Source organism: Pseudomonas sp. TH39(2020) (assembly GCF_016650715.1).
GTDB classification, from domain to species: Bacteria; Pseudomonadota; Gammaproteobacteria; order Pseudomonadales; family Pseudomonadaceae; genus Aquipseudomonas; species Aquipseudomonas mandelii_C.
In genome coordinates this window covers 81,673-105,094 of sequence record NZ_JAEKFF010000007.1, presented here as the reverse complement: position 1 = coordinate 105,094, position 23,422 = coordinate 81,673, and the positions used below count along the sequence as shown (strand labels likewise).

The following is a 23,422-nucleotide window of genomic DNA, read 5'->3' as shown; positions in this document are numbered from 1 at the left end:
TCAGTTGACCGTGACCTGGCCGAGGGCCGGTTTTTGCTCTTGCGCCTGATGCTGTGGCGCATAGACCTGAGTGAAACGCACCGGCGGCAGGTTGAACTGGCCCTTCTGCGAGAAGCGCACCAAATGACGCAGACGCAATTCACCACTCAAGGCATCGACCGGAATGGCGTAAGCCATCTGCCCCGGCTCGAAACGCGCCTTCTCCAAAGCGGACGGTTCAGTGCCGGCCTTGCCCATGAGCTTCATGCCCCACGTGGTGCGCTCGACATCGGCGCCCGGTGGCAGCGGCACTTCGAGCATGCCGTAGCGCAGCGGTTTCGCGGCTTTGCTGGTGATGATCACTTCGTCCAGATACAGGCTGTCGCTGGACAACGGCTTGGTGCCGACCGCTTCCAGTTTGAAGGTGAAGGCTTCGTCGCCCGGCACCAGACGCGACAGGCGACGGGTGATGGTCACGGCCATCGGATCAACCAGCGGTTGTTTGGTCTGGAAGCTCAAAGCCGCTCGCAACGGACGCTCTTGCACTCCGGTCAGCGACAGCACCGCAGGCACTGGCGCAGCACCCTGCCACGTCCAATAAGTCTCCCCGGTATCACCGTATTTTTTCTTCCAGTCTTCACCCGGTGCCAGTGCGACGGTGGGCGAAGCCTGCTCGATGCTGCGCTGCAACCAGGTCAGCGCCAATGCGCGTTCCAGGGTCGATTGCTGTGGCAACAGTCGTTGCAACAATGCTTGCGCGTGAGCCTGATCGAAGGCTTGCAACGACAGGTTTAACGCTTCGGCAAACGGCTGCGAGCTCACGGCCAAACGTTGTTGCGCATCCGGCAATTGACGATTGAATGCGTCCGGCAGAATCACCTTCGATTGCTTCGCCAACGACGCCGTCAGCGCACGAGCGGCCGCCAGACCCAACGCCGAATCCGGATCGCTCATGACGATGCTGTCTTCGCCATCGTCCATCAGGTTCGCCGCATTGCCTTCGCCCGCTTTCGACAGATCCTCCATCAAACCGCTGAGCAAGGTGTTGACCGGCAATTGCATCTGTTTGGCGAACGACAGAATCAGCGCCCGCTGCAACAGCGGCGTGTTTTGGGCCTGCTTCGAATAGACTTCCAGCACTCGCTGCCAATGCTCCGGCGGCAGGCTCAAATCCAAGGCTTTGCTGGCGTGCCAGTCGGCGTAATAAGCGTAAGCGGTGAGGAACGCATCCGGTTCACCGTCCATGCCCCACCAGGTGAAGCTCGCCGAAGGCCCGGCCATTTGCACCAGGCGCAGACGGCTGTTCTGCATGATCAGGCGCAAGCGATCGCGAATCTGCGGATTCGACGACAAGGTCGGATACGCGATGCTCAGCGGCAGCAAACGACTGGCCGTTTGTTCGACGCCGCCGTATGGATAGCTCAACAGATCGTCGAGTGCCGAGCGGAACAGCGCTTGCGGACTGTCGTCCAGACGCAGGCGAATATCCGTCGCGTCCGCCGGCAAGGTCAGCGGCGTATCACCGCTGGCCACGTCCAGGCTTTGACTTTGGGTCACTTGCCAACCTTCGCCGGTCGCGGTCAGCCGCACAGCCAAGGCATCAGCCGTTTTACCGTCCTGCACCAGCTCAGCCGCCCACTCGCCACTGGCCAACGCGAACGCTGGCAGCGCGATGTAGTTGATGCCGTTGTTCAGCGTCACGGGGACGCGTTGTTCGGCGCCAGCGTAATGAATCACCAGCTCAGCCTTGACCGGTTTCTCGGCCTGACTGAAAGCGAACACGCCGAGATCCGGTTTGTCGCCTGTGCGGAATTTGGTCGGGCCGCTCCACTTCAGGTACAGCGGTTTTTCCGAGCGTACGAATTGCTTCTTCTGCCCGACCTGACCGTCATCGGCGATGGCCCGGGCGGTGATGCGCCAGCGGGTCAGCGAGTCCGGCATCTTGAAGGTGAAACGGGTTTTGCCGCTGGCGTCGGTGATCAATTCCGGCTGCCACGCGGCAGTGTCGACGTCTTCACGACGCGGCCGCTCCAGCACTTTCACGCCCCGCTCGCTGCGATTGGCTTTGCCCGGCGCGCCAGGGCTGCCCGGCAATGCCACGTCGTAGCTGATGAACGACAGACTGGCGCTGGTGCGCACGTTGTTGCGGCGCGGGTGGTAGAAAAACTGGTCGATGGTCGGCGCGACTTCCGGTTGCAGCGCGTAGACCATTTCGTCCACCACGCTGACCGTCAGGTGCGCTGGAACAGGCTTGCCAGCGAACTGCGTGGTCAAGTCCACCGACACGGTATCGCCCGGCTGATACGCCTCTTTGTCTGTGGCAATCGCCACGTCGATTTGCGGCGCGATCACCTTGATGCCGGCGTTCTGGAAGCTGTACTGACCGCCCTTGGTGTAGAGCACGGAGAACGTCAGGTTCGGCGCAAAATTGTCCTTCACCGGGATCCGCGCGCGGTATTGGGTCTCGCTGAGTTTTTCCATCTTCAGCCAGTCGCCGCCCTTGGACAGCAGCGCTGTGGCCTCGACCTTGTCGCGCTCCAGCGACAGCAGTGCATCGCTGATCGGCTCAGGGAACGTGATCAATGCCAGGGCTTCGTCGCCCGCCTTGTACTCGGGTTTATCGAGGACGATTTCCACGGTGCCCGGCACGGCTTTGACGCCGTCGCCCGTGACCGAATGACCGGTGGCGCCCACCACGCGGCCATGGTCATCCTTCAACGTCAGGTTGTAAGTACCCGGACGGTCGAAGGCCAAGGTGAAGCCTTTGTCTTTCGCGGCGAGTTTGCCTTCGCCGATGCTCTGGTCTTCCAGGCGCACCCAGCTATAACTGCTCGGCGTGACCGCTTTGCTTTGCTCGCTGCCGCCTTCATTCAAATAACTGAACGCAACCTTGTCGCCCACCGCGCTAAAACGCTGAGGCGCGCGCAGGCTGAAACTCGCCGCGCCGCGATCGATGAGGATTTCCTTGGTGGTCTTGACCCGATACGCCGCGCCATCGCTGGCGAACACGGTGAGCATGTAGCGACTCGGCTTCTCGGCCGCCGGCAGATCCAGCGTCGCGTTGCCCTTGGCGTCGGTGGTCAGTTCGGTGCTGGTCAGCTCCACCGGGAATTGCCCGAGGTATTGCAGTTCGTTGTCGACCATCGACAGTTGTTGGGCGCGCAGGCTCAGGCTCAACTTGGCATTGGCCACCGGTTTACCGTCCGGGTACAGCAGCACGAGGCTGCCCTTCACGGGTTCGCCGGTGCGGTAATCCTGCTTGGCCAGGTTCAGGGAAATCTCGAAGTGCGGCTTGATGTATTCGGCGACACGGAAGGCGCTGCTGTAGGCCTGATCCTTGTAGCTGAAACGCAGCTCGTAACCGCCCGCTACAGCGTTATCCGGCAACTGGAAACGGCCTTGAGTGCCCGCCTTGGAATCGAGTTTCAGCGCCAGCGATTGCAGCGCCGTGCCGGTGGCATCGAGCACGGTCACGTTGACGTCGGCTGCAGTCGGCAGCACAGAGTCGCGGGCGTTCTTGAACTCGCGACCGACGATCTTCAGCGACACCCAATCCCCCGGCCGATACAGCGGCCGGTCGGTGAAGGCATAGAGTTTGGTGTCGTAGATTTCGCTGTCGTAATAGAAGTTTTCGGAGACAAACACCCCGCCCTCTTCGTCCTCGCCGATCACGAACGAACGCTCCGGGCTGACGTGTTTCAGACGCAGCAAACCATCGGCATCGGTGGCGCCACTGCTCATCACGCCGAGGCCATCGGTCCACAACACATTCACCTTCGGCACCGAACTGCCTTCGTGTTTGCGCGCGGCCCACACCAGCAATTCATCACCGGCAATCTTGCTCACGGCCACGGTGTTGGAGACGAAGACCATGGTGGTCGCACGGTACTTACCGATCAGCGCTTCCACCAGGTACAGACCCGGTTTCAGATTGCCCAACGGGATGTACACGTTGCCCGGAGCAACACTGACGAACTCACTGGAAGATCCGGCCAGGTTCACGCCTTCCGGTGGCTGGATCGGTTTGGCTTGCCACAGCGGATAGCGGAACTGGCTGACCACCGGCAAGCCCGGAATCAGCGCGAATTGCGGCTGAGCATCGTAGGGCGTTGGCGCGACCATCGCGGTGCCCATCTTCAGCTCAGGCACTTCTTCGGTGACTTGCTTACGCGATTCATAGGAGAACGCTCGCTGCATCACCCGACGGGATTTGCGGTACCAGTTGTCCCACAGGTACGCGAGGGTGTTCGACAGGCCTTCACCCTTGAACTGGCCGTCGCTGACCACGCGGTGCAGGTTCTTCTGACGCTTGAGGAAATCCAGCGGCTTGTCGATACGGTACACGCGAATGTCGGCGCCGCCGTAAGGCTCCATGCGGAACCGACGATAATCGCGACCCGGCGCTTCGAGGCGAACCATCGCCTGTTCGTCGCTGGCAAAACTGCTGTCGGCCAGCAGGAAAAAGCTTTCACCGGCCACCGGCGTGTAGCCACTCGGCTCGACGGTGTCTTCGGCGTTGACCGCCGAAACAGGCAGCACCAAGACCAACAGCAGAGACAGAAAGCGCAGCATGCGGGCACCGATCATTGGGAGAGAAAATTCAGTCGATAGACGCCGATGAAGTTGGGGTTGGCTGCGTCGGGTATCCATCGGGTGTCCTTCCATGTCATGAGTTGCTGCAGGCTTGCGGAGCGCATGCCGTTGTCAGTCGGGGTGGTGGTGCCGGTGTGATAGGCGATGTAGCGGCCCATCCAGATCATCAGGTGCTGGTCGTCGCCCTGATCGAAAAACATCAGGTCGCCGGGCCGGGCTTGCGCCAGATCGCGGCCGACCAGATGGCTATTGAACTGAATCAGTTTGATTGCGTTGACGTACGGCCCGACCTTGCCGCCGCCCTGCTGCCATTGCTGGGCGAGGCCGCGTTGGGCCTCGCTCAGTTGCAGCTCTGGCGGCAGATATCGGTTGGACAGGCCATTGCTGCGCAGCCATTTGTCGTCGTGGACTTTCAGCGCTTCGTTGGCGGCGAAACGGACCAGGCCGGCGCAGTCCTGCTGATACCAGCGCGGGCTCGGGCCTTGGGTCAATTGTTCCTGGGCAATGCGTACGAACCAGGCGCGGAACACCTGGGATTGCTGCACGTCCAGCGGCGGCGCCTCAGTGGCAAATGCCCGGGTGCCCAGCAGCAACGCCAGCAGGCCGAGGCCTCGGATAAGTGCTGTCACAGGGCTTTCCATTCCAGCGGCAGCCACTGCCAGTGGCCGTCGGGTTCGCTGCCTTCCGGCAAGGTCAGGGCGTATTTGCCGTAGCCGCCGAGCTTGCGCAGTTTCGGGATCAGGTAGGTCTGCGCGGCGTTGTAGAACACCGGCTCCATGTCCTGCGGCAGGCTGTCGAGGGTTTCCTGTTGCATCAGCTGCGCCATGGAATCCGGGCCGAAGTAGACCGGCATCAGCAGGTCTTTCGGTACCACATCGGCCATCGGCGGGAAGCGTTTGTCGAGGGTGCCGAGGGCTTTGTCGACGAGCTTGTCGTCGAGGGAAAACAGCAGCGTCGAACCGTGGCGCGCGAGGCTAACTTTCATGAACGCCTTGCCGGTGATCGCGTCCGGTTGCTCGGCATCCTTGGCCTTGTAAGGACCGAAGTTGGAGCTGACCTGACGCTGCCATTGGTGGGTTGGGCCTTCCTGTTTCTCGATCACCGGGAACGCGTGCTCTTCGACGTTGCCTTCGTAGGCGCCGACCATCGAGCCGAACAGGTTGCCCAGGTCGCCGTCGAGTTTGGCGCTGTCGTCATCGTTCAGGCTGGCCACCAACAGCGGCGTGTACAACCGCGAATCAGCGTACCAGCACAGGCCCGCGACACCGGCCATGTGTTCGGTCAGGGCCTGAGCCACCGACTCTTCGGCACCGAGTTTCACCAGCAGCGGTTTTTGTTGTTCGGCGGCGAGCGGCAAGGCGACACAGGCACTGGCGCCCATCGGCATGGCTTGCCAGATCGGCTTGAAATCGAAGTCCGGCTGGTTGTCCAGTTCGTCCATGGCAAGGAAGCTGTGCCAGCCCTTGTCGTCCATGTCGAAACGCAGCCCGGCGAAGTTCGGGATGAAACGCTGATACCCCATGGCCAGAACGCTGGAATTGACCGACAGGCGTTGTTTCACCTCAGGCATGCGCGGTTGCAGGCCGAAGGCTTCGGGGAACAGTTTGTCGCCGTTGAGCAAGGCGGCGATGGCCTTGGTCGAAACGCTGCCCGGCTCTTCCGATAAGCCGCTTTCCGGATCGTAGAGTTTGGTCGGGTTGGACAGCACCACCAGTTTGTCGCCATGGGAGGCGAACAGCAGCGCCTTGCTGTTGTTATAGGTCAGTTGATAGAGCGCCACGTCATCGGCGCCGACTTTCACTGTGGCGACGGTGGTCAGCTGCGAATCATCCAGCGCTACTTTCGCCAGCGGCTCCAGCACCTTGGCCAGTCCACCACGATCCATCACCAACAGGAAATCCTTGAGCCGACCATCCGCCCCACGCCACAGCGCCACGTCTGCCGGTTGATCGAAGATCTGCTCGATCAAACTGTCCTGCAACTTCAGGTCATGTTCGTAAATGATCCGCCGCAGACTGCCGATCAAGCCGAGGCGATCGGCATGCGCTTCGTAATAGAAGACGAAATCTTCGGTCAGGGTTTCCTTGAGGAACGGCACCGCCAGCAAGTCCTTGGGCAACTGGCTCAAGGAGTGGGTTTCAAGCAGACCGTCCGGGCGGCTCATGCCCAGTTTGTCGCTGGCCAACTCCGCCGGCGGCGCCTTGGGTTTGTGCATGAACCAGCCCAACCCGGCCGCGACGCCAGCCACCAGGACCAGCCCGACCAGCAGCGCCGGCCAGCGGCGAGGAGTTTTGGCTGCAGGCGTTTCGGCGGCCGGAGAAACAGTGTTATCGCTCATGTTCACAAAACCCGATGTCATCCGTGGAGCGGGATGCTTAATAGTTGAAAGTCTTGACCAGCAGCAGGTCACCGATGGCCCGCAGGGGCACGATGAAGGTCTCGCGTTTTTCGTCGACGGTGTTTTCGTTGAGCACCAGGTTGATCTGCGAGGTGATCACCTCGTTCTGGTTGCTGGTCTCATCGAAGTTATAGCCGCCACTGCCGAAGTTGCCCCAATAGTTCACGTAAACCAGATAGGTGCCATGCATCGGCGCGGTCATGGTGAACATTTCCGGTCCGGGGCCATCAACGCCGTCCGGGTCCAGACCGCCACCGTTGGTCAGCGCCGAGTGAGCCCAGAACGCGTGTTGGCCGTCGGGGGTAATGATGTGCAGATCGAGTTCGGCTTTCGGGTCATCCCAGCCCAGCACCACGCGAATCCGCGCCGGGGTGCGCAGGTTGTTGGCTTCATAGAATTGAACGCGCTTGAGCGATTGGCCTTCGGAGCTGCGTACTTCAACGCTGTTGGAGCCGGCGCCGAACGCATACGGCCGGGCGAAACGCCCTTGGTCGTCGGTGTACAGATTCAGAGGATTGCCGTTGACGGCCAGGGTGTGCGGCCCTCGCTGAGTGCCGATGTCCTTGAGCTGGCCCTGGATCATGGTGCGATTGCGCTGCACACCGCGATCGATCGGTGGCGTGGGATAGGCAACTTGAGGGTTTTCACTGCGGTCCAGCAGGCCGGAATAACGCCACCCACCCACCGGTTCCGACACCTCGGCCGAAGGCTCGGCCCAGGCAGAGGTCGCGCAGACGAGCCCCATCAGCAATAGAAGAAATGAACGCATGTGACGCCTCCTGCCATGCATAACGAAACCTTGCGCCCGATCCTCGGCGCGTTACAGATCCAAAAACTGCGTTTCGTCAGAAAGACCCATGACTATCGGGTCGTAGAAGGCGCGAAGATTAGCCATTCGGCGGTTTTTTAACAATCGGATACATCTGAATTTGCGGTGAGGATCACGCTGGTGGGTGGACGGTGAGCCGAATAGGCGTCATATTCGGCTCACTATATGAGCCGAATAACGATTCTATTCGGCTCACCCACTCCAAGAGCACCTTGTTCATGGCACCTCACTGGATCTGGCAGCAGCCCGATTGGCCCAATTTCAACTGGCAAGCGGAGCGGTTGGGGCCGTTTTTGCGCGAGTGCGTTCAAGCTCAAGGGCGATTGATGGGCATGGCCAGCTCAGTGGGCAGTTCGCTGAGTGCTCAGAGCGAACTGGATGCTCTGTTGCAGAACATCGTGACCTCATCCGCCATTGAGGGTGAGCAGCTGAATGCAGGCTCGGTCCGCTCTTCGTTGGCGCGGCGTCTGGGCCTGGAAGCGGTCAATGGCGACCAAGTCAGCCAACGCAGCGAAGGACTGGCGAAGTTGATGCTCGATGCCACTCAGCATTTTGCGCAACCCCTGACATTTGAACGATTGCTGGAATGGCATAAATGGCTGTTTCCGGATCAGGACACGGACCTCACTGCTCGCTTGATCCATGTCGGTGCATTACGCGGCGATGAGCCGATGCAAGTTGTGTCAGGGCGTCTCGACAGGCCGACCGTACACTTCGAAGCACCGCCCCGCCAAGGCCTTGAGCAGCAACTGGACACGTTCCTCACCTGGTTTGAAGCCAGCCAGAACCAGGCAGGCCTCGACCCACTGCTAAGGGCCGGCATCGCGCATTTCTGGTTCGTAACATTGCACCCTTTCGACGATGGTAACGGGCGACTGACGAGAACGATCACCGATTTAGCCCTGGCTCAGGGTGAGGCCCAGGCCATCCGCTTCTACGCGATGTCGGCGAGCATTCTTGATGACCGTTCAGGCTATTACCAAGTATTGGAAACCAGCCAGAAAGCCACGCTGGATATCACCGAATGGCTGGAATGGTTTCTGCAAACCCTGCTACGCAGTTTGCAGCAAGCCATGACGCGGATTGAGTCAGTATTGGGGAAGGCGCGTTTCTGGCAGGCACACCGGGAATCCGAGCTGTCGAACGAACAGAGCAAAGTGCTGAATCGCTTGCTCGATGGTGGAGTGCGAGGTTTCAAGGACGGGATCAGCGCGGCTCAGTATCAAACTGTGGCGAAAGTGTCCAAGGCCACCGCTACTCGTCATCTGGCCGAATTGCTGGAGAAGGGCTGTCTGAAACGCTTGCCCGGTGGTGGGCGCAGTACCCGTTACCAGATCAGTTATCCCGACGAAGCAGCGTCTTGAACCTGAATTTTCCGGGGGAGCGACGGGGGTTTACGGACCCGCTGATTTGCCCATACCCCCCATGTCTGCTAGTGTCGCGCCGGTTTAACGTCAACCGGAAATAGCCGCCATGGCCCGCAAAAAAGCTGCACTGGATTTCGAACAATCTCTCGCTGACCTGCAAACGCTGGTGGAGCGTCTGGAGAACGGCGAATTGTCGCTGGAAGACTCGCTGACGGCTTTCGAGCAAGGCATCGGTCTGACCCGCGATTGCCAGGCGGCGCTGGCCCAGGCCGAGCAAAAGGTTCAGGTGCTGCTCGAGCGTGATGGCGAACTGGCCGAGGAACCCTTCGACGCGGATCAGCCAGAATGATTGCAGCGTATTCAGCGACCAGCCAGGCCCGCGTCAATGCTGCATTGGAAACCCTGTTCAACGCGCCGAGCCCGGAGCTCGCGCGTCTATACGAAGCCATGCGCTACAGCGTGATGAACGGCGGCAAACGGGTCCGTCCGCTGCTGGCCTACGCCGCGTGCGAAGCGCTGGGCGGCAAGGCCGAGGACGCCAACGGCGCGGCGTGCGCGGTGGAGCTGATTCACGCTTATTCCCTGGTGCATGACGATTTGCCGGCCATGGACGACGACGATCTGCGCCGCGGCCAGCCGACCACTCACAAAAAATTCGATGAAGCTTGCGCGATCCTCGCCGGTGACGGCTTGCAGAGCCTGGCCTTCAGCGCCCTGCTTGATCCGCGTCTGAGCAACTCTGACGCTGAAATCCGCCTGCAAATGGTCAGAGCTCTCGCATTGGCCGCAGGCCCGGCAGGCATGGTCGGCGGTCAAGCCATTGACCTCGGTTCGGTCGGTCTGAAACTCGATCAAAAAGCCCTCGAAACCATGCACCGGCACAAGACCGGCGCGCTGATCGAGGTCAGCGTCAAACTCGGGGCCCTGGCCAGTGGTCGTGCCGAAAAAGACGAACTCAAGTCCTTGCAGACTTATGCACAGGCCATCGGTCTGGCGTTCCAGGTGCAGGACGACATTCTCGACGTCGAAAGCGATACCGAAACCCTCGGCAAACGCCAAGGCGCCGATATCGCACGCGACAAGCCGACCTATCCGGCCCTGCTCGGACTCGATGCAGCCAAGGCCTACGCCCTGGAACTGCGCGATCAGGCCCTGCATGCGCTGCGACCGTTTGACGCGGCAGCCGAGCCGTTGCGCGATCTGGCCCGTTATATCGTCGACCGGCGCAACTGACGGCGTATCTGCCAAAAAACCAACGCGTGGGCAGGGGACGATGCATCAGGTAAACTGCCGCATCTTTTATACCTATAACGATTCGCCTGATGCCCACGACGTTTCATGAGATTCCCCGCAAACGCCCGACCACGCCCCTGCTCGACCGTGCCAACACGCCGGATGGGCTGCGGCGGTTAGGCGAAGCCGAGCTGGAAACCCTGGCCGATGAGTTGCGCCAGGAATTGCTCTACACGGTCGGTCAGACCGGCGGGCATTTCGGTGCCGGCCTGGGCGTCATCGAGCTGACCATCGCGCTGCATTACGTCTTTGACACCCCGGACGACCGGCTGGTGTGGGACGTGGGTCATCAGGCTTATCCGCACAAAATCCTCACCGGCCGTCGTGAGCGCATGGGCACCCTGCGCCAGAAGGACGGCGTCGCGGCCTTCCCGCGTCGTTCCGAGAGCGAGTACGACACCTTTGGTGTCGGCCACTCCAGCACCTCGATCAGCGCAGCGCTGGGCATGGCCATTGCCGCCCGCCTGCAGAACAGTGATCGCAAGGCGATTGCCGTGATCGGCGACGGCGCATTGACTGCCGGCATGGCCTTCGAGGCGCTGAACCATGCGCCGGAAGTGAACGCCAACATGCTGGTTATCCTCAACGACAATGACATGTCGATCTCGCGCAACGTCGGCGGGCTGTCGAACTATCTGGCGAAAATCCTTTCCAGCCGCACTTACGCGAGCATGCGCGAAGGCAGCAAAAAGGTCCTGTCGCGCCTGCCCGGCGCCTGGGAAATCGCCCGTCGCACCGAAGAATACGCCAAAGGCATGCTGGTTCCCGGCACGCTGTTTGAAGAGCTGGGCTGGAACTACATCGGCCCGATCGATGGCCACGACCTGCCGACCCTGATCGCCACCCTGCGCAACATGCGCGATCTGAAAGGCCCGCAGTTCCTGCACGTCGTCACCAAGAAAGGCAAAGGCTTCGCCCCGGCGGAAGTCGACCCGATCGGTTACCACGCGATCACCAAACTCGAACCGCTGAACGCTCCGGCCGCCGCGCCGAAGAAAGCTGGCGGACCGAAGTATTCCGGTGTGTTCGGTGAATGGCTGTGCGACATGGCCGCTGCTGATCCGCGCTTGGTCGGGATCACCCCGGCGATGAAGGAAGGCTCCGATCTGGTGGCCTTCAGCGAACGCTTCCCGCTGCGCTACTTCGACGTGGCGATTGCCGAGCAACACGCTGTGACCCTCGCTGCCGGCATGGCCTGCGAAGGCGCGAAACCGGTGGTGGCGATTTATTCGACGTTCCTGCAACGTGGCTACGACCAATTGATTCATGACGTCGCGGTGCAAAACCTCGACGTACTGTTCGCCATCGACCGCGCGGGTCTGGTGGGCGAAGACGGCCCGACTCACGCGGGTAGCTTCGACCTGTCGTTCCTGCGCTGCATCCCCGGCATGCTGGTGATGACCCCGAGCGACGAAAACGAACTGCGCAAAATGCTCACCACCGGCCACCTGTTCAACGGCCCGGCGGCGGTGCGTTATCCACGCGGCTCTGGCCCGAACGCGACGATCGAGAAAAACCTCGAGCCGATCGAAATCGGCAAGGGTGTGGTTCGTCGTCAGGGCAGCAAAGTCGCCCTGCTGGTGTTCGGCGTGCAACTGGCCGAGGCGCTGAAAGTCGCCGAGACGCTGGATGCAACCGTGGTCGACATGCGTTTCGTCAAACCGCTTGATGAAGCACTGGTTCGCGATATCGCCGGCAGCCACGAGCTGCTGGTGACCATCGAAGAGAACGCGATCATGGGCGGTGCCGGTGGCGCAGTCAGCGAATTTCTTGCTCGCGAAAACATCCTCAAGTCGATGCTGCACCTGGGCTTGCCGGACAGTTACGTCGAGCACGCCAAGCCTGCGCAAATGCTGGCCGAATGCGGGCTGGATGAGGCCGGGATCGAAGCTTCGGTGCGTGAGCGTTTGCAACTGCTCAACATCTGACCTTCTGGCTACATACAAAACCCTGTGGGAGCGAGCCTGCTCGCGAATGCGGTCTGACAGTCAATTTAGATGTTGACTGACACACTGCCATCGCGAGCAGGCTCGCTCCCACAATGGTATTTGTGCCTTTCAAAATTTTGTTCGCTTCAAAGCGCCAACGGGTTACCCATGAAACTCTCCCCCCTCGCCCTGACGCTGACCCTGCTGCCGGCCGGCCAACTGCTGGCCGACACCTTCGAACGCGATCAGGCCCTGAAGCTTCCCGACGTGCTGATCAGCGCCAACCGTCAGGTCGAAGCGCGCAATGACAGCAGCGCCGCCAACACCGTGTTCACCCGCGAAGACATTGATCGTCTGCAACCGAGCAGCGTCACTGACTTGCTACGTCGCGTGCCGGGCGTACAGGTCGGGCAAACCGGTGGGCGCGGGAGTCTGCCGGGGATTTCCATTCGCGGTACCAAATCAGCCCAAAGCCTGGTGTTGGTCGACGGCCAGCGCATCGGCAACTCCACCTCCGGCGACAGCAATCTGCAACACATCAACATCGAACAGGTCGAGCGCGTGGAAGTGTTACGCGGCTCCCGCTCGGTGATTTATGGCAGCGACGCGATTGGCGGGGTGATCCAGATCTTCACGCGTCGCGGCGGCGAGCAAGGCCTGCAACCGCGAATGCACGTGGGCTTTGGCAGCAACCAGACCTGGGAACGCAGCCTCGGGCTGTCTGGCGGCGACGAGCAGACCCGATTCAACCTCGGCGCCAGCCTTGATGAAACCGCCGGAATCAATCGCACTCACGAGTCCTATCCCAGCGACGGCGATCATGACGAATACCGCAACAAATCGATGAGTTTGAGCCTGAGTCACGCCCTCACCGACGACATCGAAATCGGCGCCAACCTGCTGGATAACCGTGGCAAAAGTGAGTTCGACAATCCGTTTGGCCGCTTCGACATGGACACGTTCGAGTCAGTCCAGCAGCAGCCCTACAGCGACTTTGCGGTGAGCAGCGTCAGCAGCTACGTCGATGCACGTATCAATGACCTGTGGAAAACCCGCGTCGAGTTCGGCCACAGCGAAAACCGCGAGAAGACGCTCGACAAGCTCAGCGCGGAGCGCAGTGTGTTCAACACCTATCGCGACTCGGTGAACTGGCAGAACGACCTGACCCTCGACGAGCGCAACAGCCTGATCCTCGGCGGCGACTGGTACGAGGACCGGATCAACAGCAGCACGCCATTCGACGAGGACAGCCGCTGGAACCGTGCGGCGTTCATTCAACATCATTACCAGGCGGAGAGCTTCTCCACCGAGCTGGGCCTGCGCCGTGATCAAAACCAGCAGTTCGGCGGCCAGAACAGCTGGAGCGGCACCTTCACCCTGCCGCTGAATCCGGACAACGATGTGCTGCTGACCTACAGCGAAGGCTTCCGCGCGCCGACGTTCAATGATCTGTATTACCCCGACTTCAGTAATCCAGACCTGAAACCCGAGACGTCGAAAAGCTATGAGCTGCAATGGCGCAGTCAACTGACCGACACCGCTCGCCTGGAAGCTTCTCTGTACCGAACGGACCTGGAAGACGCGATTATTTTCGGTAGCAACTCACGGCCGCAGAACGTCGCCTCGGCACGAATCAACGGGTTCGAAGCGGCATTGAAACAGGAACTGTTCGGCTGGCAGAGCAACCTCGGCGTGGCGATCATCGACCCGCGGGATCGCGACAGCGGCCATACCCTGGCTCGGCGTGCGCGGCGGACCTTGAGCCTGGATATGGATCGCCAGTTCGACCGGCTAGGGCTCGGCGCCAGCTGGCAAGCGGTGAGCAGCAGCTATGACGATGAGAACAATCTGCAGCCGTTGGGCGGGTACGCGTTGCTGGGGTTGCGCAGCAGCTGGGAATTGAATCGTGAGATCAAGCTTGAGCTGAAGGTCGATAACCTGCTGGACAAGGGTTACAGCCGGGCGCTGTACAGCCATGACGACAGTCAGTATGGGTATCGTGAGGAAGGTCGGGCGTGGATGTTCGGGGTGACCTGGACGCCGGAGCTCTGATCTGAAACCAGCGGTGTTTGGGCTGGCCTCTTCGCGAGCAGGCTCGCTCCCACAGGGGGGGTGTGTCGCACAAAGATCCAATGTGGGAGCGAGCCTGCTCGCGAAGGCCACACCTCGGTCTCAGCGCTCAGGCGCGATCAGCTGGCACAACTTGGCTGTCGCCTCGACCATCTGCCCACTCGGCCGCTCCAACCCTTTATCCGTTACCAACAACAAACGCCCCTGCGCCACCGCCGCCACCTGCGGCCAGGCTTTCCAGGCGTCGAGCTGCGCCTGATCACTGGCCAGAATCACCTCGGGATTACGCTGCAACACCGCTTCGACGCTGACCTGGGGTGCTGGCAGGGTCAGGTCGGCAAACACATTGCGCGCTCCGCACACTTCAAGCGCATCGCTGATGATCTGCCCGCCACCAACGGTGTACAGCGGCCGATCCCAGACCTGATAAAACACCTGCAATGGCTTGTCCCGTCGATAGCGCTGGCGCAGGTTATCCAGTTTCTGGCGTAAATCAGCCGCCAACGTTACGCCCCGCTCTGGCCGTCCAAGCTGGATGGCAATCGCTTCAATCTGCGCAGTGAGTTGTTCGAGGCTGTGAGGTTCGACCACGTAGGTGGGCATATTCAACCGTTTAAGCTGCTCACGCTGGGCCGGGCCGACGCTGCCGGGCCAGAGCAGCAACAGATCGGGCTTGAGGCTCAGCAAACGCTCCATGTCCAACTGACCGTAGCGGCCAACGGAAGGAAGATCCTTTAGCGCGGCAGGACGCTCGCCCGCATCCAGCACACCGACCAACAAGTCGGCTGAACCCAGCTCTACAACGATTTCAGAAAGGGACGGCGCCAGGCTGACAACGCGTTCGACCGCAGCCGCCGGGACACTGACGGCCAGCAGCAAAACCGCCAGCCAGACGGGTCGCATCAGCCGAGTTGACGCGGAATACGATAGAGGTAGAAAAGCACCAGGGTCGACAACGCCAGCAGCATCAACGGTACGGCTTCGAGGCCGACGAATACCGCCAGCGCACCGACCCAGGCCGGCAAGCCGGCAGCCAGGAACGCCGTGCGGCGCCTGGCAGCCAAGGCGATCCAGGCAGCAGGTTCTTCAGGGGTGTCGAGGGCTTTTTGAGTGGCGATCAGTGCGTGTTTGTAGCCGCCAAAGAATTTCAGGCTGACAAACATCGACGCCACACCCGCAATGAACAACGGCATCGCCAGCACCGGCAGGATCGCCTCGCTCTGGCCAAATACGCCGTTGATCACAAACAGCGGCACCAAGGCCAGCGCCAGGTATTGCCACCAGTTGACGGACAGTCGCCGCCGCACCTGACCGCGAGTCACGCCCGGTCTGCCTCACCCTGATGCTCATTGCCCATCATGTGGTCGAGCTTGCTGGCCTTGGTGGCCAGGTAGAGTTTGTTGTGCGGATTATGGCCGGTGTGCAGCGGCACGCGCTCGGCGACCACGATGCCCATGTCGGTCAAGGCTTTGACCTTGCGTGGGTTGTTGGTCATCAATCGCAGGGATTTCACGCCCAGATGCTCCAGCATCGGCAGGCACATGGCGTAGTCGCGCTGATCGGCGGCAAAACCCAACTGTTCGTTGGCTTCAACGGTATCGGCGCCGCCATCCTGCAATTCATAGGCGCGAATCTTGTTCAGCAGGCCAATGCCGCGACCTTCCTGACGCAAGTACAGCAACACGCCACGACCTTCACGGGCGATAGCCTGCAAGGCGGCCTCGAGTTGCGAGCCGCAGTCGCAACGCTGGCTGAACAAGGCATCGCCGGTCAGGCATTCGGAATGCAACCGGCCGAGTACCGGGGCACCGTCGACGAACTCACCCAGGCTCAGCACTACGTGCTCGCGCCCGTTTTCTTCATCGAGAAAGCCGTGCATGGTGAATTGCGCAAAAGGCGTTGGCAGCTTGGAAGCGGCGACAAAAACGACAGGCACCGGTGTGCTCCTGATCAATAAGTACTGGAGATTCGCAGACGCGGCATTGTAACAGCACGTTCCGACAGACGCTTAGGCTGAATTATGGGGCATAACAATCAAAAAGTTAGATCTCAAGCCACCACAGCCCCCCTGTGGGAGTGAGCCTGCTCGCGATAGCGGTCTGTCTTGAACCATTGATGTCGACTGATACACCGTCATCGCGAGCAGGCTCGCTCCCACAAGGTTAATCAAGCGCTACAGGGTTTGCGCTTAGTTCGGGTCAAACGGATAGGGTTGTTTCCAGCGCTCGAAGATCGGTTTCAGCTGGCCGTTTTTCACCAGTTGCTCCATGCGTTGGTCGAAAAGCGCCATCAGTGTCCGGGCCTTGGGGGTCTTGGCAAAGCACAGATACAGCGGCAATTCCGCGATGTGAGTGCGACGGAACTGCGACGGATCCTTGGCCCATTTGAGGACATAGTCGACCTCGGTCAGTGCGTCGATGTAAAAGTCGGCGCGGTTGCGGGTCAACATCGACAAAATCCCGGTACGCCGCAGCACTTCGTTATAACGGCGCACGTTGGGCAGGTAATCCTGGTAGTCGTAGCCGCGAACCCAGGCCAGTCGATAGTTGCCCAGGGTTTCCGGGGTCGGTGCGGGGTTGCTGGCCAGCCCTAGGGCATAGATGTGATCGGTATCGAAGTTCCAGCGCGGATAGAGCAGATCGCTGGACTCATCAAGATAGGAGCCGACACAGGCATCCACTTCGCCGCGCTGGGCCAGGCCCATGGAGCGCACGTACGGTTCGCTGCGGATGTCCAGCTTGACCCCCGCCGGCTCGAAGACTTCCCGCAATACGTCCCAGCCCAGACCGTGGCCATCGGCGGCGGTGTAGTCTTCCCAGTCTTCGCTGGCCAGATGAATCACCGACGGCGTTGTACTCTCGTCACTCGCCTGGGCGAGCGAGCAAAATATCGCGAAAACCATCACAGTCAACCAGCGTCGAGCCATCCCTAGTCCCCTATTTTGCCCGTCAGGCAAAAATCCATACCAGCCCCTGCATCGCCAACCACGCAAACACCCCGGCCAACACGTCATCGAGCATGATCCCGACGCCGCCATGCACATGCCGGTCGATCCAGCGAATCGGCCACGGCTTGAGGATGTCGAAGAAGCGGAACATCAAAAATCCCGCCAGCAACCAGTACCAACCTTCTGGCACCAGCCACAAGGTGATCCACATCCCGACCATTTCATCCCAGACGATGCCTTCGTGGTCGTGCACCCGCAAATCGTCGGCGACCTTGCCGCACAGCCAGAAGCCAAACAGCATGGTGATGCCGAGCATCAGCCAGTAACCCCAATCGGGCAGCATCTGCCACAACGGGATAAAGGGTAGCGCAACTAACGAACCCCAGGTGCCCGGTGCTTTTGGCAAAGTGCCCGAGCCGAAGCCGAACGCCAGGAAGTGCCACGGATTGCGCCAGACCGACGGCGGTACGAATTCCGCCGGAACCTGTTTGGGATGATCTGTCACGGTGTCTCCCGAAAATGTTGATAGCCCCGGGTTTGCGGGGTGATGTCTTGTCCATCGGCGTCCAGCAGCACCACGCCCTGCCCCGTCACTACACGCCCAACCACATGGATCGGCCAGCCGTCGCTCAACAATTGCGGCAACTCGACGGACGGCAGGGTAAAGGCCAGCACGTAATCATCACCGCCGCTCAGGGCCGCGATTTCTGCGCCCGATTGACCGAGGAAGGCGACCAACGCGTTCGACAACGGCAGCGTGTCCCGTTCAACCTGAATGCCGACCTGTGACGCAAGGGCAATATGCCCGCAGTCCGCGAGCAGGCCGTCGGAGATGTCCAGCGCCGAGGTGGCTTTACCGCGCAGCGCCTGGCCCAACGCGAGTTGCGGCTGCGGCGACCAGTAATGTGCCAGCAGCGGATCGGCGATGGCGGCTTCAGCCGTCCGCTGACCGAGCACCAGCGGCAATGCCCCCGCCGCGTTGCCAAGCTCACCGCCAACGCACAGCAAATCGCCTGGCTGCGCACCGCTGCGGGTCAACGCCAAACCCGCCGGCACACGACCGAACACGGTCATCGTCAGGCTCAATGGTCCGCGGGAGGTATCACCGCCCACCAGCGCCACACCGCAGCGCTGCGCCATGAGGTTCAAACCACGGGCGTAGGCGTCCAGCCAATCGGCGGTCACCGTCGGTAAGGTCAGGGCAAGGGTAAAGGCAATGGGGGTGGCGCCCATGGCAGCCAGATCGCTGACGGCCACGGCCAGCGAGCGCTGACCGAGCAGAAACGGGTCGCAAGGATCTGCGAAATGCACACCGGCAACCAGTGTGTCGGTGGAAATGGCCAACTGCTCCCCGAGGGGAACAGCCAGCAAGGCGCAATCATCGCCGATCCCAAGGGCAACGCCCTCGCCGCCTTGCGCACAGGGCGCGGCGGCGAAGAAATTGCGGATCAGCTCAAACTCGCCCATGGCATCTCCAAGCGCAGGTTAGCGCTTGAACGCCTTCACTTCAGCTTCACGCAGACGCGGGGCCAGCTTGTCGAGTACACCGTTGACGAACTTGTGGCCGTCGGTGGAACCGAAGACTTTCGCCAGCTCGATACCTTCGTTGATCACAACGCGGTACGGCACGTCGACGCGCTTGAGCAGTTCCCAGGTCGACAGGCGCAGAACGGCCAGTTCAACCGGGTCCAGCTCTTCGATGGTGATGTCCAGGCACGGCGTCAGTGCAGCGTCGATTTCCGGCTTGTGAGCCGGAACGCCGTGCAGGATGTCGTGAAAGTAAGCGGCATCGACATCGCTGAAATCGTTATCGACCCGAAACTGCGCTTCGATCTCGTTCAAAGATTGCTTGGCCATGTGCCATTGGTACAGCGCCTGAGTCGCGAGCTGACGGGCTTCGCGACGCTTGACGCTTTTCGATGGCTTGCCGGCATCCGCAGGCTTTGGATCGCGCGGGTTGAAACGATCACTTTCGTCGCTAATCACTTGGCCTCCAACTGCGCCAGCAGGCTGACCATTTCCAGAGCGGACAGGGCAGCTTCAGCACCTTTGTTACCGGCCTTGGTGCCGGAACGTTCGATGGCTTGCTCAATGGAATCAACGGTCAGCACGCCAAATGCGACTGGAACGCCGAACTCCATGGACACCTGGGACAGGCCTTTGGTGCATTCGCCAGCCACGTATTCGAAGTGCGGAGTACCGCCACGAATGACCGCGCCCAGGGCGATGATTGCCGCGTACTCGCCCTTCTGAGCGACTTTCTGCGCAACCAGCGGGATTTCGAAGGCGCCAGGTGCGCGGATGATGGTGATGTCGCTTTCGCTCACGCCGTGGCGAACCAGGGCATCAACTGCACCGCTGACCAGACTTTCAACGACGAAGCTGTTGAAACGGCCTACTACCAAAGCGTAGCGGCCTTTAGGGGCGATGAAGGTACCTTCGATGGTCTTCAGGGTCATTCGTTAGATCTCTTAAAGAGCCGGGACGCGCTTTCTACGCGTCCCTCAGTGATGTGTTAACCGCGAATCAAGGACTGGAAACAACCGGTCATTATTCGGAGGGCACGTATTCTACAACTTCCAGATCGAAACCGGATATCGCATTAAATTTCATCGGCGCACTCATCAGGCGCATTTTGCGCACGCCCAGGTCCCGAAGGATCTGTGAACCCGCACCGACGATGCTGTAGGTGGTCGGTTTTTTCGCTGGTACGTGCTCCGCGGTTTCGCGGATGTGCGCCAGCAACACGTCGCCATCGAGCGGGTGACCGAGCAACAGCACCACGCCGCTACCCGCCTCGGCAACCGCGGCCATCGCGGCGCGCAGGCTCCAGCGGCCAGGCTGCTTGACCATCAACAGGTCGCGCAGCGGGTCCATGTTGTGCACCCGAACCAGGGTCGGCTCTTCGGCGCACACGGTGCCCAGGGTCAGGGCCATGTGCACGTCGCCTTCCACGGAATCACGATAGGTCACCAGGTTGAATTGGCCCAGTTCGCTGTCCAGTGGCTGCTCGGCAATCCGCTGAACGGTACGTTCGTGGATCATCCGGTAGTGAATCAGATCGGCGATGGTGCCGATCTTGATGTTGTGTTCGGCAGCAAACGCTTCCAGTTCCGCGCGGCGGGACATGGTGCCGTCGTCGTTCATCACTTCGCAGATTACGCCGCTCGGCTCGAAACCGGCCATGCGCGCCAGGTCGCAGGCGGCTTCAGTGTGACCGGCGCGAGCCAGGGTGCCACCAGCCTGGGCCATCAGCGGGAAGATGTGGCCGGGGCTGACGATGTCTTCAGCCTTGGCGTCTTTCGCGGCGGCCGCTTGCACAGTGCGCGCGCGGTCGGCAGCGGAAATGCCGGTGGTCACGCCGGTGGCTGCTTCGATGGACACGGTGAACTTGGTGCCGAAACCGGAACCGTTGCGCGGCGCCATCAAGGGCAGCTTCAGCAGTTCGCAGCGCTCGCGGCTCATTGGCATGCAGATCAGGCCACGGGCGTGCTTGGCCATGAAGTTGATGTGTTCAGGCTGGCAGCACTCGGCGGCCATGATCAGGTCGCCTTCGTTCTCGCGATCTTCGTCATCCATGAGGATGACCATCTTGCCTTGGCGGATGTCTTCAACCAGTTCTTCGATGCTATTGAGCGCCACAAGGCACCCCCTTGGGTCAGGATTTGAGGTAGCCGTTGGCGGCTAGAAAGCTTTCGGTGATGTTTCCAGAAGTCGGCTCTGCGGCCTTGTCGCCCAACAACAGGCGTTCCAGATAACGTGCCAGCAAGTCAACTTCGAGATTCACCCGGCGACCTGGCTGGTAAGACGCCATGATGGTTTCGCTCAGGGTGTGCGGAATGATCGTCAGCAAGAACTCGGCGCCATCGACCGCGTTCACGGTCAGGCTGGTGCCGTCGACGGTGATCGAGCCTTTATGGGCGATGTACTTGGCCAGCTCTTTGGGGGCGCGGATGCGGAACTCCACCGCGCGAGCATTCTCGGTGCGGGAAACCACTTCGCCCACGCCATCGACGTGACCGCTGACCAGATGCCCGCCGAGGCGAGTGGTCGGGGTCAGGGCTTTTTCCAGGTTGACCGGACTGCCGCTTTTCAGATCATTCATGGCGGTGCAGTCGAGGGTTTCGCGACTGACGTCCGCCGCAAAGCCGTTGCCTGGCAACTCAACTGCGGTCAGGCACACGCCGTTGACCGCGATGCTGTCGCCCAGTTTGACGTCGCTCAGGTCGAGCTTGCCGGTTTCTACGTGTACCCGCACATCTCCGCCTTTTGGGGTCAATGCACGAATACTGCCGATGGATTCGATGATGCCGGTAAACATGGAGTCCTCCTCGAGAACAGGGCCGTCGCGTGGCGCAGGCCCGGAATTATACGCTCGCCGCTGGCGAAGGAATGGCGATGACTCGCCAGTCATCGCCAACAGCGCGAATTTCGGTGATTTTGAGTTCAGGCGCATCCTTCATTTGCGCGAGCGGCCAATCCAGCAACGGACGCGCAGACGAACCTAAAAACTTGCCAGCGATGAAAATCTGGAACTCGTCCACCAGCCCTTGCTGAGCGAAAGCCCCGGCCAGACGCGGCCCCGCTTCAACCAGCACCTCGTTGACCCCACGGGCGGCGAGTTCGACCAGCAGTTTGCGCAGGTCGACCAAGCCATCCTCGCCCGCCACAATCAAGCATTCCGGGCCATGGGCGTATTGCTCTTCGATCGCCATGCACGTGGCGACCAGCGCCGGGCCAGCCTTGAAGAACGGCGCGTCCAGCGGCACTCGCAGACGACCGTCGATCAACACACGCAGCGGCGGACGGCTCATGGCCAAGGCAGTTTGCTCAGGATCCAGGCCCAACTCATCGGCACGCACGGTGAGACGGGCGTTGTCTGCCAGCACCGTGTCGGCGCCGGTCAACACTACGCTGGCCTGAGCGCGCAGGCGTTGCACCGCCGAACGCGCCGCAGGACCGGTGATCCATTGGCTTTCGCCGCTTTCCATCGCCGTGCGACCGTCGAGGCTCATGGCCAACTTGACCCGCACGAACGGCAAGCCGTGCTCCATGCGCTTGAGGAAACCTTCATTGAGCTTGCGCGCTTCGCCTTCCAGCACGCCGCTTTCGGTAGCGATGCCGGCCTGAGCCAGGCGCTGCATGCCACGACCGGCAACCGACGGGTTCGGGTCTTGCATCGCCGCCACTACCCGAGCCACACCCGCATTTACCAGCGCATCCGCACAAGGCGGCGTACGTCCGTGGTGGCTGCAAGGTTCGAGGGTCACGTAAGCGGTGGCGCCTCGCGCCTTATCGCCGGCGGCGCGCAGGGCGTGGACTTCGGCGTGGGGTTCGCCGGTGCGCACGTGCCAGCCTTCGCCGACAATTTGCCCGTCACGCACGATCACGCAGCCCACCCGAGGGTTGGGGTGTGTCGTGTAATGACCTTTGCGCGCCAGTTCCAGGGCACGGGCCATGTAATGGGCATCGAGGATGGCAAGTTCTACAGAGGTGGTCATTCTTTCACCGGCTCTCTGGCCAGGCGATCGATCTCTTCGCGGAACTCGTTGAGGTCCTGGAAGCGCCGATACACGGAGGCGAAACGAATGTAGGCGACTTCGTCGAGCTTTTGCAGCTCGGCCATCACCAGTTCACCGACGACGAGGGACTTAACCTCTCGCTCACCGGTGGCGCGCAGTTTGTGTTTGATGTGCACCAGCGACGATTCCAGGCGCTCGACACTCACCGGGCGCTTCTCCAGCGCACGCTGCATGCCGGCGCGGAGTTTTTCTTCGTCGAACGGCTGGCGGCTGCCGTCGGTTTTGATCAGGCGCGGCAACACCAGTTCGGCCGTCTCGAACGTCGTGAAACGCTCGCCGCAGGCCAGGCATTCGCGCCGGCGGCGCACCTGTTCGCCCTCGGCGACCAGACGCGAGTCGATGACCTTGGTGTCGTTGGCACCGCAGAAGGGACAGTGCATGGTGGCAGGCAACAAAAAAAGGGAGGGCCATGGTAGCGCATCCCCGTGGCAAGACA

Annotated in this window: 21 protein-coding genes; 5 read left to right on the top strand and 16 right to left on the bottom strand. The window is 61.1% G+C overall.

Annotated elements, in window-relative coordinates:
* From JFU47_RS20840 to JFU47_RS20825, 4 genes are read right to left on the bottom strand one after another with little or no spacing between them, the layout of a single operon-like run.
* Nucleotides 1-4,566 (bottom strand): alpha-2-macroglobulin family protein, encoded by a 4,566-nt coding sequence (locus tag JFU47_RS20840; protein WP_201187298.1) that lies wholly within the window; start codon nt 4,564-4,566, stop codon nt 1-3.
* Complete coding sequence (locus tag JFU47_RS20835; protein ID WP_095131398.1) at nt 4,563-5,213, bottom strand: DUF1175 domain-containing protein; 651 nt, start codon at nt 5,211-5,213, stop codon at nt 4,563-4,565. The genes JFU47_RS20840 and JFU47_RS20835 overlap by 4 nt, the downstream gene beginning before the upstream one ends.
* A complete protein-coding gene (locus tag JFU47_RS20830; protein ID WP_201185386.1) occupies nt 5,198-6,910 on the bottom strand; it encodes a DUF2138 domain-containing protein in 1,713 nt (570 codons plus the stop codon). The genes JFU47_RS20835 and JFU47_RS20830 overlap by 16 nt, the downstream gene beginning before the upstream one ends.
* Nucleotides 6,911-6,947: 37 nt before the next feature.
* A complete protein-coding gene (locus JFU47_RS20825) occupies nt 6,948-7,739 on the bottom strand; it encodes a YfaP family protein (RefSeq protein ID WP_140680843.1) in 792 nt (263 codons plus the stop codon).
* A gap of 278 nt (nt 7,740-8,017) precedes the next feature.
* Here JFU47_RS20825 and JFU47_RS20820 point away from each other — a divergent pair, with 278 nt between their 5' ends.
* The 5 genes from JFU47_RS20820 to JFU47_RS20800 all read left to right on the top strand — a co-directional run bounded on the left by JFU47_RS20820 (nt 8,018) and on the right by JFU47_RS20800 (nt 14,439).
* Nucleotides 8,018-9,163: a Fic family protein gene (locus JFU47_RS20820; RefSeq protein WP_201185384.1), complete on the top strand. Its 1,146-nt coding sequence runs from the start codon at nt 8,018-8,020 to the stop codon at nt 9,161-9,163.
* Between the two features lie 109 nt (nt 9,164-9,272).
* A complete protein-coding gene (locus JFU47_RS20815) occupies nt 9,273-9,515 on the top strand; it encodes an exodeoxyribonuclease VII small subunit (RefSeq protein WP_007894317.1) in 243 nt (80 codons plus the stop codon).
* Complete coding sequence (ispA, locus tag JFU47_RS20810) at nt 9,512-10,399, top strand: (2E,6E)-farnesyl diphosphate synthase (RefSeq protein WP_140893717.1); 888 nt, start codon at nt 9,512-9,514, stop codon at nt 10,397-10,399. Before JFU47_RS20815 ends, ispA begins: the two co-directional genes overlap by 4 nt.
* A gap of 89 nt (nt 10,400-10,488) precedes the next feature.
* On the top strand, nt 10,489-12,387 hold the full coding sequence (gene dxs / locus JFU47_RS20805) for a 1-deoxy-D-xylulose-5-phosphate synthase (RefSeq protein WP_201185382.1): 1,899 nt from the start codon (nt 10,489-10,491) through the stop codon (nt 12,385-12,387).
* Nucleotides 12,388-12,555: 168 nt separating this feature from the next.
* Nucleotides 12,556-14,439, top strand: a complete 1,884-nt coding sequence (locus JFU47_RS20800; RefSeq protein WP_201185380.1) for a TonB-dependent receptor domain-containing protein — start codon at nt 12,556-12,558, stop codon at nt 14,437-14,439.
* A gap of 120 nt (nt 14,440-14,559) precedes the next feature.
* Here the strand turns inward: JFU47_RS20800 and JFU47_RS20795 are convergent, their stop codons facing one another.
* From JFU47_RS20795 to nrdR, 12 genes are all read right to left on the bottom strand, one after another.
* Nucleotides 14,560-15,360 (bottom strand): cobalamin-binding protein, encoded by an 801-nt coding sequence (locus JFU47_RS20795; protein ID WP_201185378.1) that lies wholly within the window; start codon nt 15,358-15,360, stop codon nt 14,560-14,562.
* Nucleotides 15,360-15,779 carry an MFS transporter gene (locus tag JFU47_RS20790; RefSeq protein WP_201185376.1) on the bottom strand — a complete coding sequence of 140 codons (420 nt, stop codon included), beginning with the start codon at nt 15,777-15,779 and terminating at the stop codon, nt 15,360-15,362. The genes JFU47_RS20795 and JFU47_RS20790 overlap by 1 nt, the downstream gene beginning before the upstream one ends.
* Nucleotides 15,776-16,393: a GTP cyclohydrolase II gene (gene ribA, locus JFU47_RS20785; RefSeq protein ID WP_123367655.1), complete on the bottom strand. Its 618-nt coding sequence runs from the start codon at nt 16,391-16,393 to the stop codon at nt 15,776-15,778. Before ribA ends, JFU47_RS20790 begins: the two co-directional genes overlap by 4 nt.
* A 252-nt stretch (nt 16,394-16,645) precedes the next feature.
* Nucleotides 16,646-17,383, bottom strand: a complete 738-nt coding sequence (locus JFU47_RS20780; protein ID WP_201185374.1) for a substrate-binding periplasmic protein — start codon at nt 17,381-17,383, stop codon at nt 16,646-16,648.
* A 22-nt stretch (nt 17,384-17,405) separates the two neighbouring features.
* Nucleotides 17,406-17,909: a phosphatidylglycerophosphatase A family protein gene (locus JFU47_RS20775; RefSeq protein ID WP_003228639.1), complete on the bottom strand. Its 504-nt coding sequence runs from the start codon at nt 17,907-17,909 to the stop codon at nt 17,406-17,408.
* On the bottom strand, nt 17,906-18,871 hold the full coding sequence (thiL, locus tag JFU47_RS20770) for a thiamine-phosphate kinase (protein WP_201185372.1): 966 nt from the start codon (nt 18,869-18,871) through the stop codon (nt 17,906-17,908). Before thiL ends, JFU47_RS20775 begins: the two co-directional genes overlap by 4 nt.
* An 18-nt stretch (nt 18,872-18,889) precedes the next feature.
* Nucleotides 18,890-19,390 (bottom strand): transcription antitermination factor NusB, encoded by a 501-nt coding sequence (gene nusB / locus JFU47_RS20765; RefSeq protein WP_008153530.1) that lies wholly within the window; start codon nt 19,388-19,390, stop codon nt 18,890-18,892.
* Complete coding sequence (ribH, locus tag JFU47_RS20760) at nt 19,387-19,863, bottom strand: 6,7-dimethyl-8-ribityllumazine synthase (RefSeq protein WP_074871273.1); 477 nt, start codon at nt 19,861-19,863, stop codon at nt 19,387-19,389. Before ribH ends, nusB begins: the two co-directional genes overlap by 4 nt.
* 91 nt (nt 19,864-19,954) lie before the next feature.
* Nucleotides 19,955-21,046, bottom strand: coding sequence for a bifunctional 3,4-dihydroxy-2-butanone-4-phosphate synthase/GTP cyclohydrolase II (gene ribBA / locus JFU47_RS20755; protein ID WP_033059428.1), 1,092 nt, complete (start codon nt 21,044-21,046; stop codon nt 19,955-19,957).
* 16 nt (nt 21,047-21,062) lie between these two features.
* The gene (locus JFU47_RS20750; protein WP_201185370.1) at nt 21,063-21,725 is read right to left on the bottom strand and encodes a riboflavin synthase; all 663 of its coding nucleotides are present in this window, start codon (nt 21,723-21,725) and stop codon (nt 21,063-21,065) included.
* 46 nt (nt 21,726-21,771) lie between these two features.
* Nucleotides 21,772-22,905 carry a bifunctional diaminohydroxyphosphoribosylaminopyrimidine deaminase/5-amino-6-(5-phosphoribosylamino)uracil reductase RibD gene (gene ribD, locus JFU47_RS20745; RefSeq protein ID WP_201185368.1) on the bottom strand — a complete coding sequence of 378 codons (1,134 nt, stop codon included), beginning with the start codon at nt 22,903-22,905 and terminating at the stop codon, nt 21,772-21,774.
* On the bottom strand, nt 22,902-23,366 hold the full coding sequence (gene nrdR / locus JFU47_RS20740) for a transcriptional regulator NrdR (protein ID WP_003228656.1): 465 nt from the start codon (nt 23,364-23,366) through the stop codon (nt 22,902-22,904). Before nrdR ends, ribD begins: the two co-directional genes overlap by 4 nt.
* Between the last annotated feature and the right edge of the window lie 56 nt (nt 23,367-23,422).

Excerpts from the sequence above, each read along its gene's own strand:
- JFU47_RS20840 (WP_201187298.1), bottom strand. The coding sequence starts at position 4,566 with ATGATCGGTGCCCGCATGCTGCGCTTTCTGTCTCTGCTGTTGGTCTTG.
- JFU47_RS20835 (WP_095131398.1), bottom strand. The coding sequence starts at position 5,213 with ATGGAAAGCCCTGTGACAGCACTTATCCGAGGCCTCGGCCTGCTGGCG.
- JFU47_RS20830 (WP_201185386.1), bottom strand. The coding sequence starts at position 6,910 with ATGAGCGATAACACTGTTTCTCCGGCCGCCGAAACGCCTGCAGCCAAA.
- JFU47_RS20825 (WP_140680843.1), bottom strand. The coding sequence starts at position 7,739 with ATGCGTTCATTTCTTCTATTGCTGATGGGGCTCGTCTGCGCGACCTCT.
- JFU47_RS20820 (WP_201185384.1), top strand. The coding sequence starts at position 8,018 with ATGGCACCTCACTGGATCTGGCAGCAGCCCGATTGGCCCAATTTCAAC.
- JFU47_RS20815 (WP_007894317.1), top strand. The coding sequence starts at position 9,273 with ATGGCCCGCAAAAAAGCTGCACTGGATTTCGAACAATCTCTCGCTGAC.
- ispA (WP_140893717.1), top strand. The coding sequence starts at position 9,512 with ATGATTGCAGCGTATTCAGCGACCAGCCAGGCCCGCGTCAATGCTGCA.
- dxs (WP_201185382.1), top strand. The coding sequence starts at position 10,489 with ATGCCCACGACGTTTCATGAGATTCCCCGCAAACGCCCGACCACGCCC.
- JFU47_RS20800 (WP_201185380.1), top strand. The coding sequence starts at position 12,556 with ATGAAACTCTCCCCCCTCGCCCTGACGCTGACCCTGCTGCCGGCCGGC.
- JFU47_RS20795 (WP_201185378.1), bottom strand. The coding sequence starts at position 15,360 with ATGCGACCCGTCTGGCTGGCGGTTTTGCTGCTGGCCGTCAGTGTCCCG.
- JFU47_RS20780 (WP_201185374.1), bottom strand. The coding sequence starts at position 17,383 with ATGGCTCGACGCTGGTTGACTGTGATGGTTTTCGCGATATTTTGCTCG.
- thiL (WP_201185372.1), bottom strand. The coding sequence starts at position 18,871 with ATGGGCGAGTTTGAGCTGATCCGCAATTTCTTCGCCGCCGCGCCCTGT.
- ribH (WP_074871273.1), bottom strand. The coding sequence starts at position 19,863 with ATGACCCTGAAGACCATCGAAGGTACCTTCATCGCCCCTAAAGGCCGC.
- JFU47_RS20750 (WP_201185370.1), bottom strand. The coding sequence starts at position 21,725 with ATGTTTACCGGCATCATCGAATCCATCGGCAGTATTCGTGCATTGACC.
- ribD (WP_201185368.1), bottom strand. The coding sequence starts at position 22,905 with ATGACCACCTCTGTAGAACTTGCCATCCTCGATGCCCATTACATGGCC.
- nrdR (WP_003228656.1), bottom strand. The coding sequence starts at position 23,366 with ATGCACTGTCCCTTCTGCGGTGCCAACGACACCAAGGTCATCGACTCG.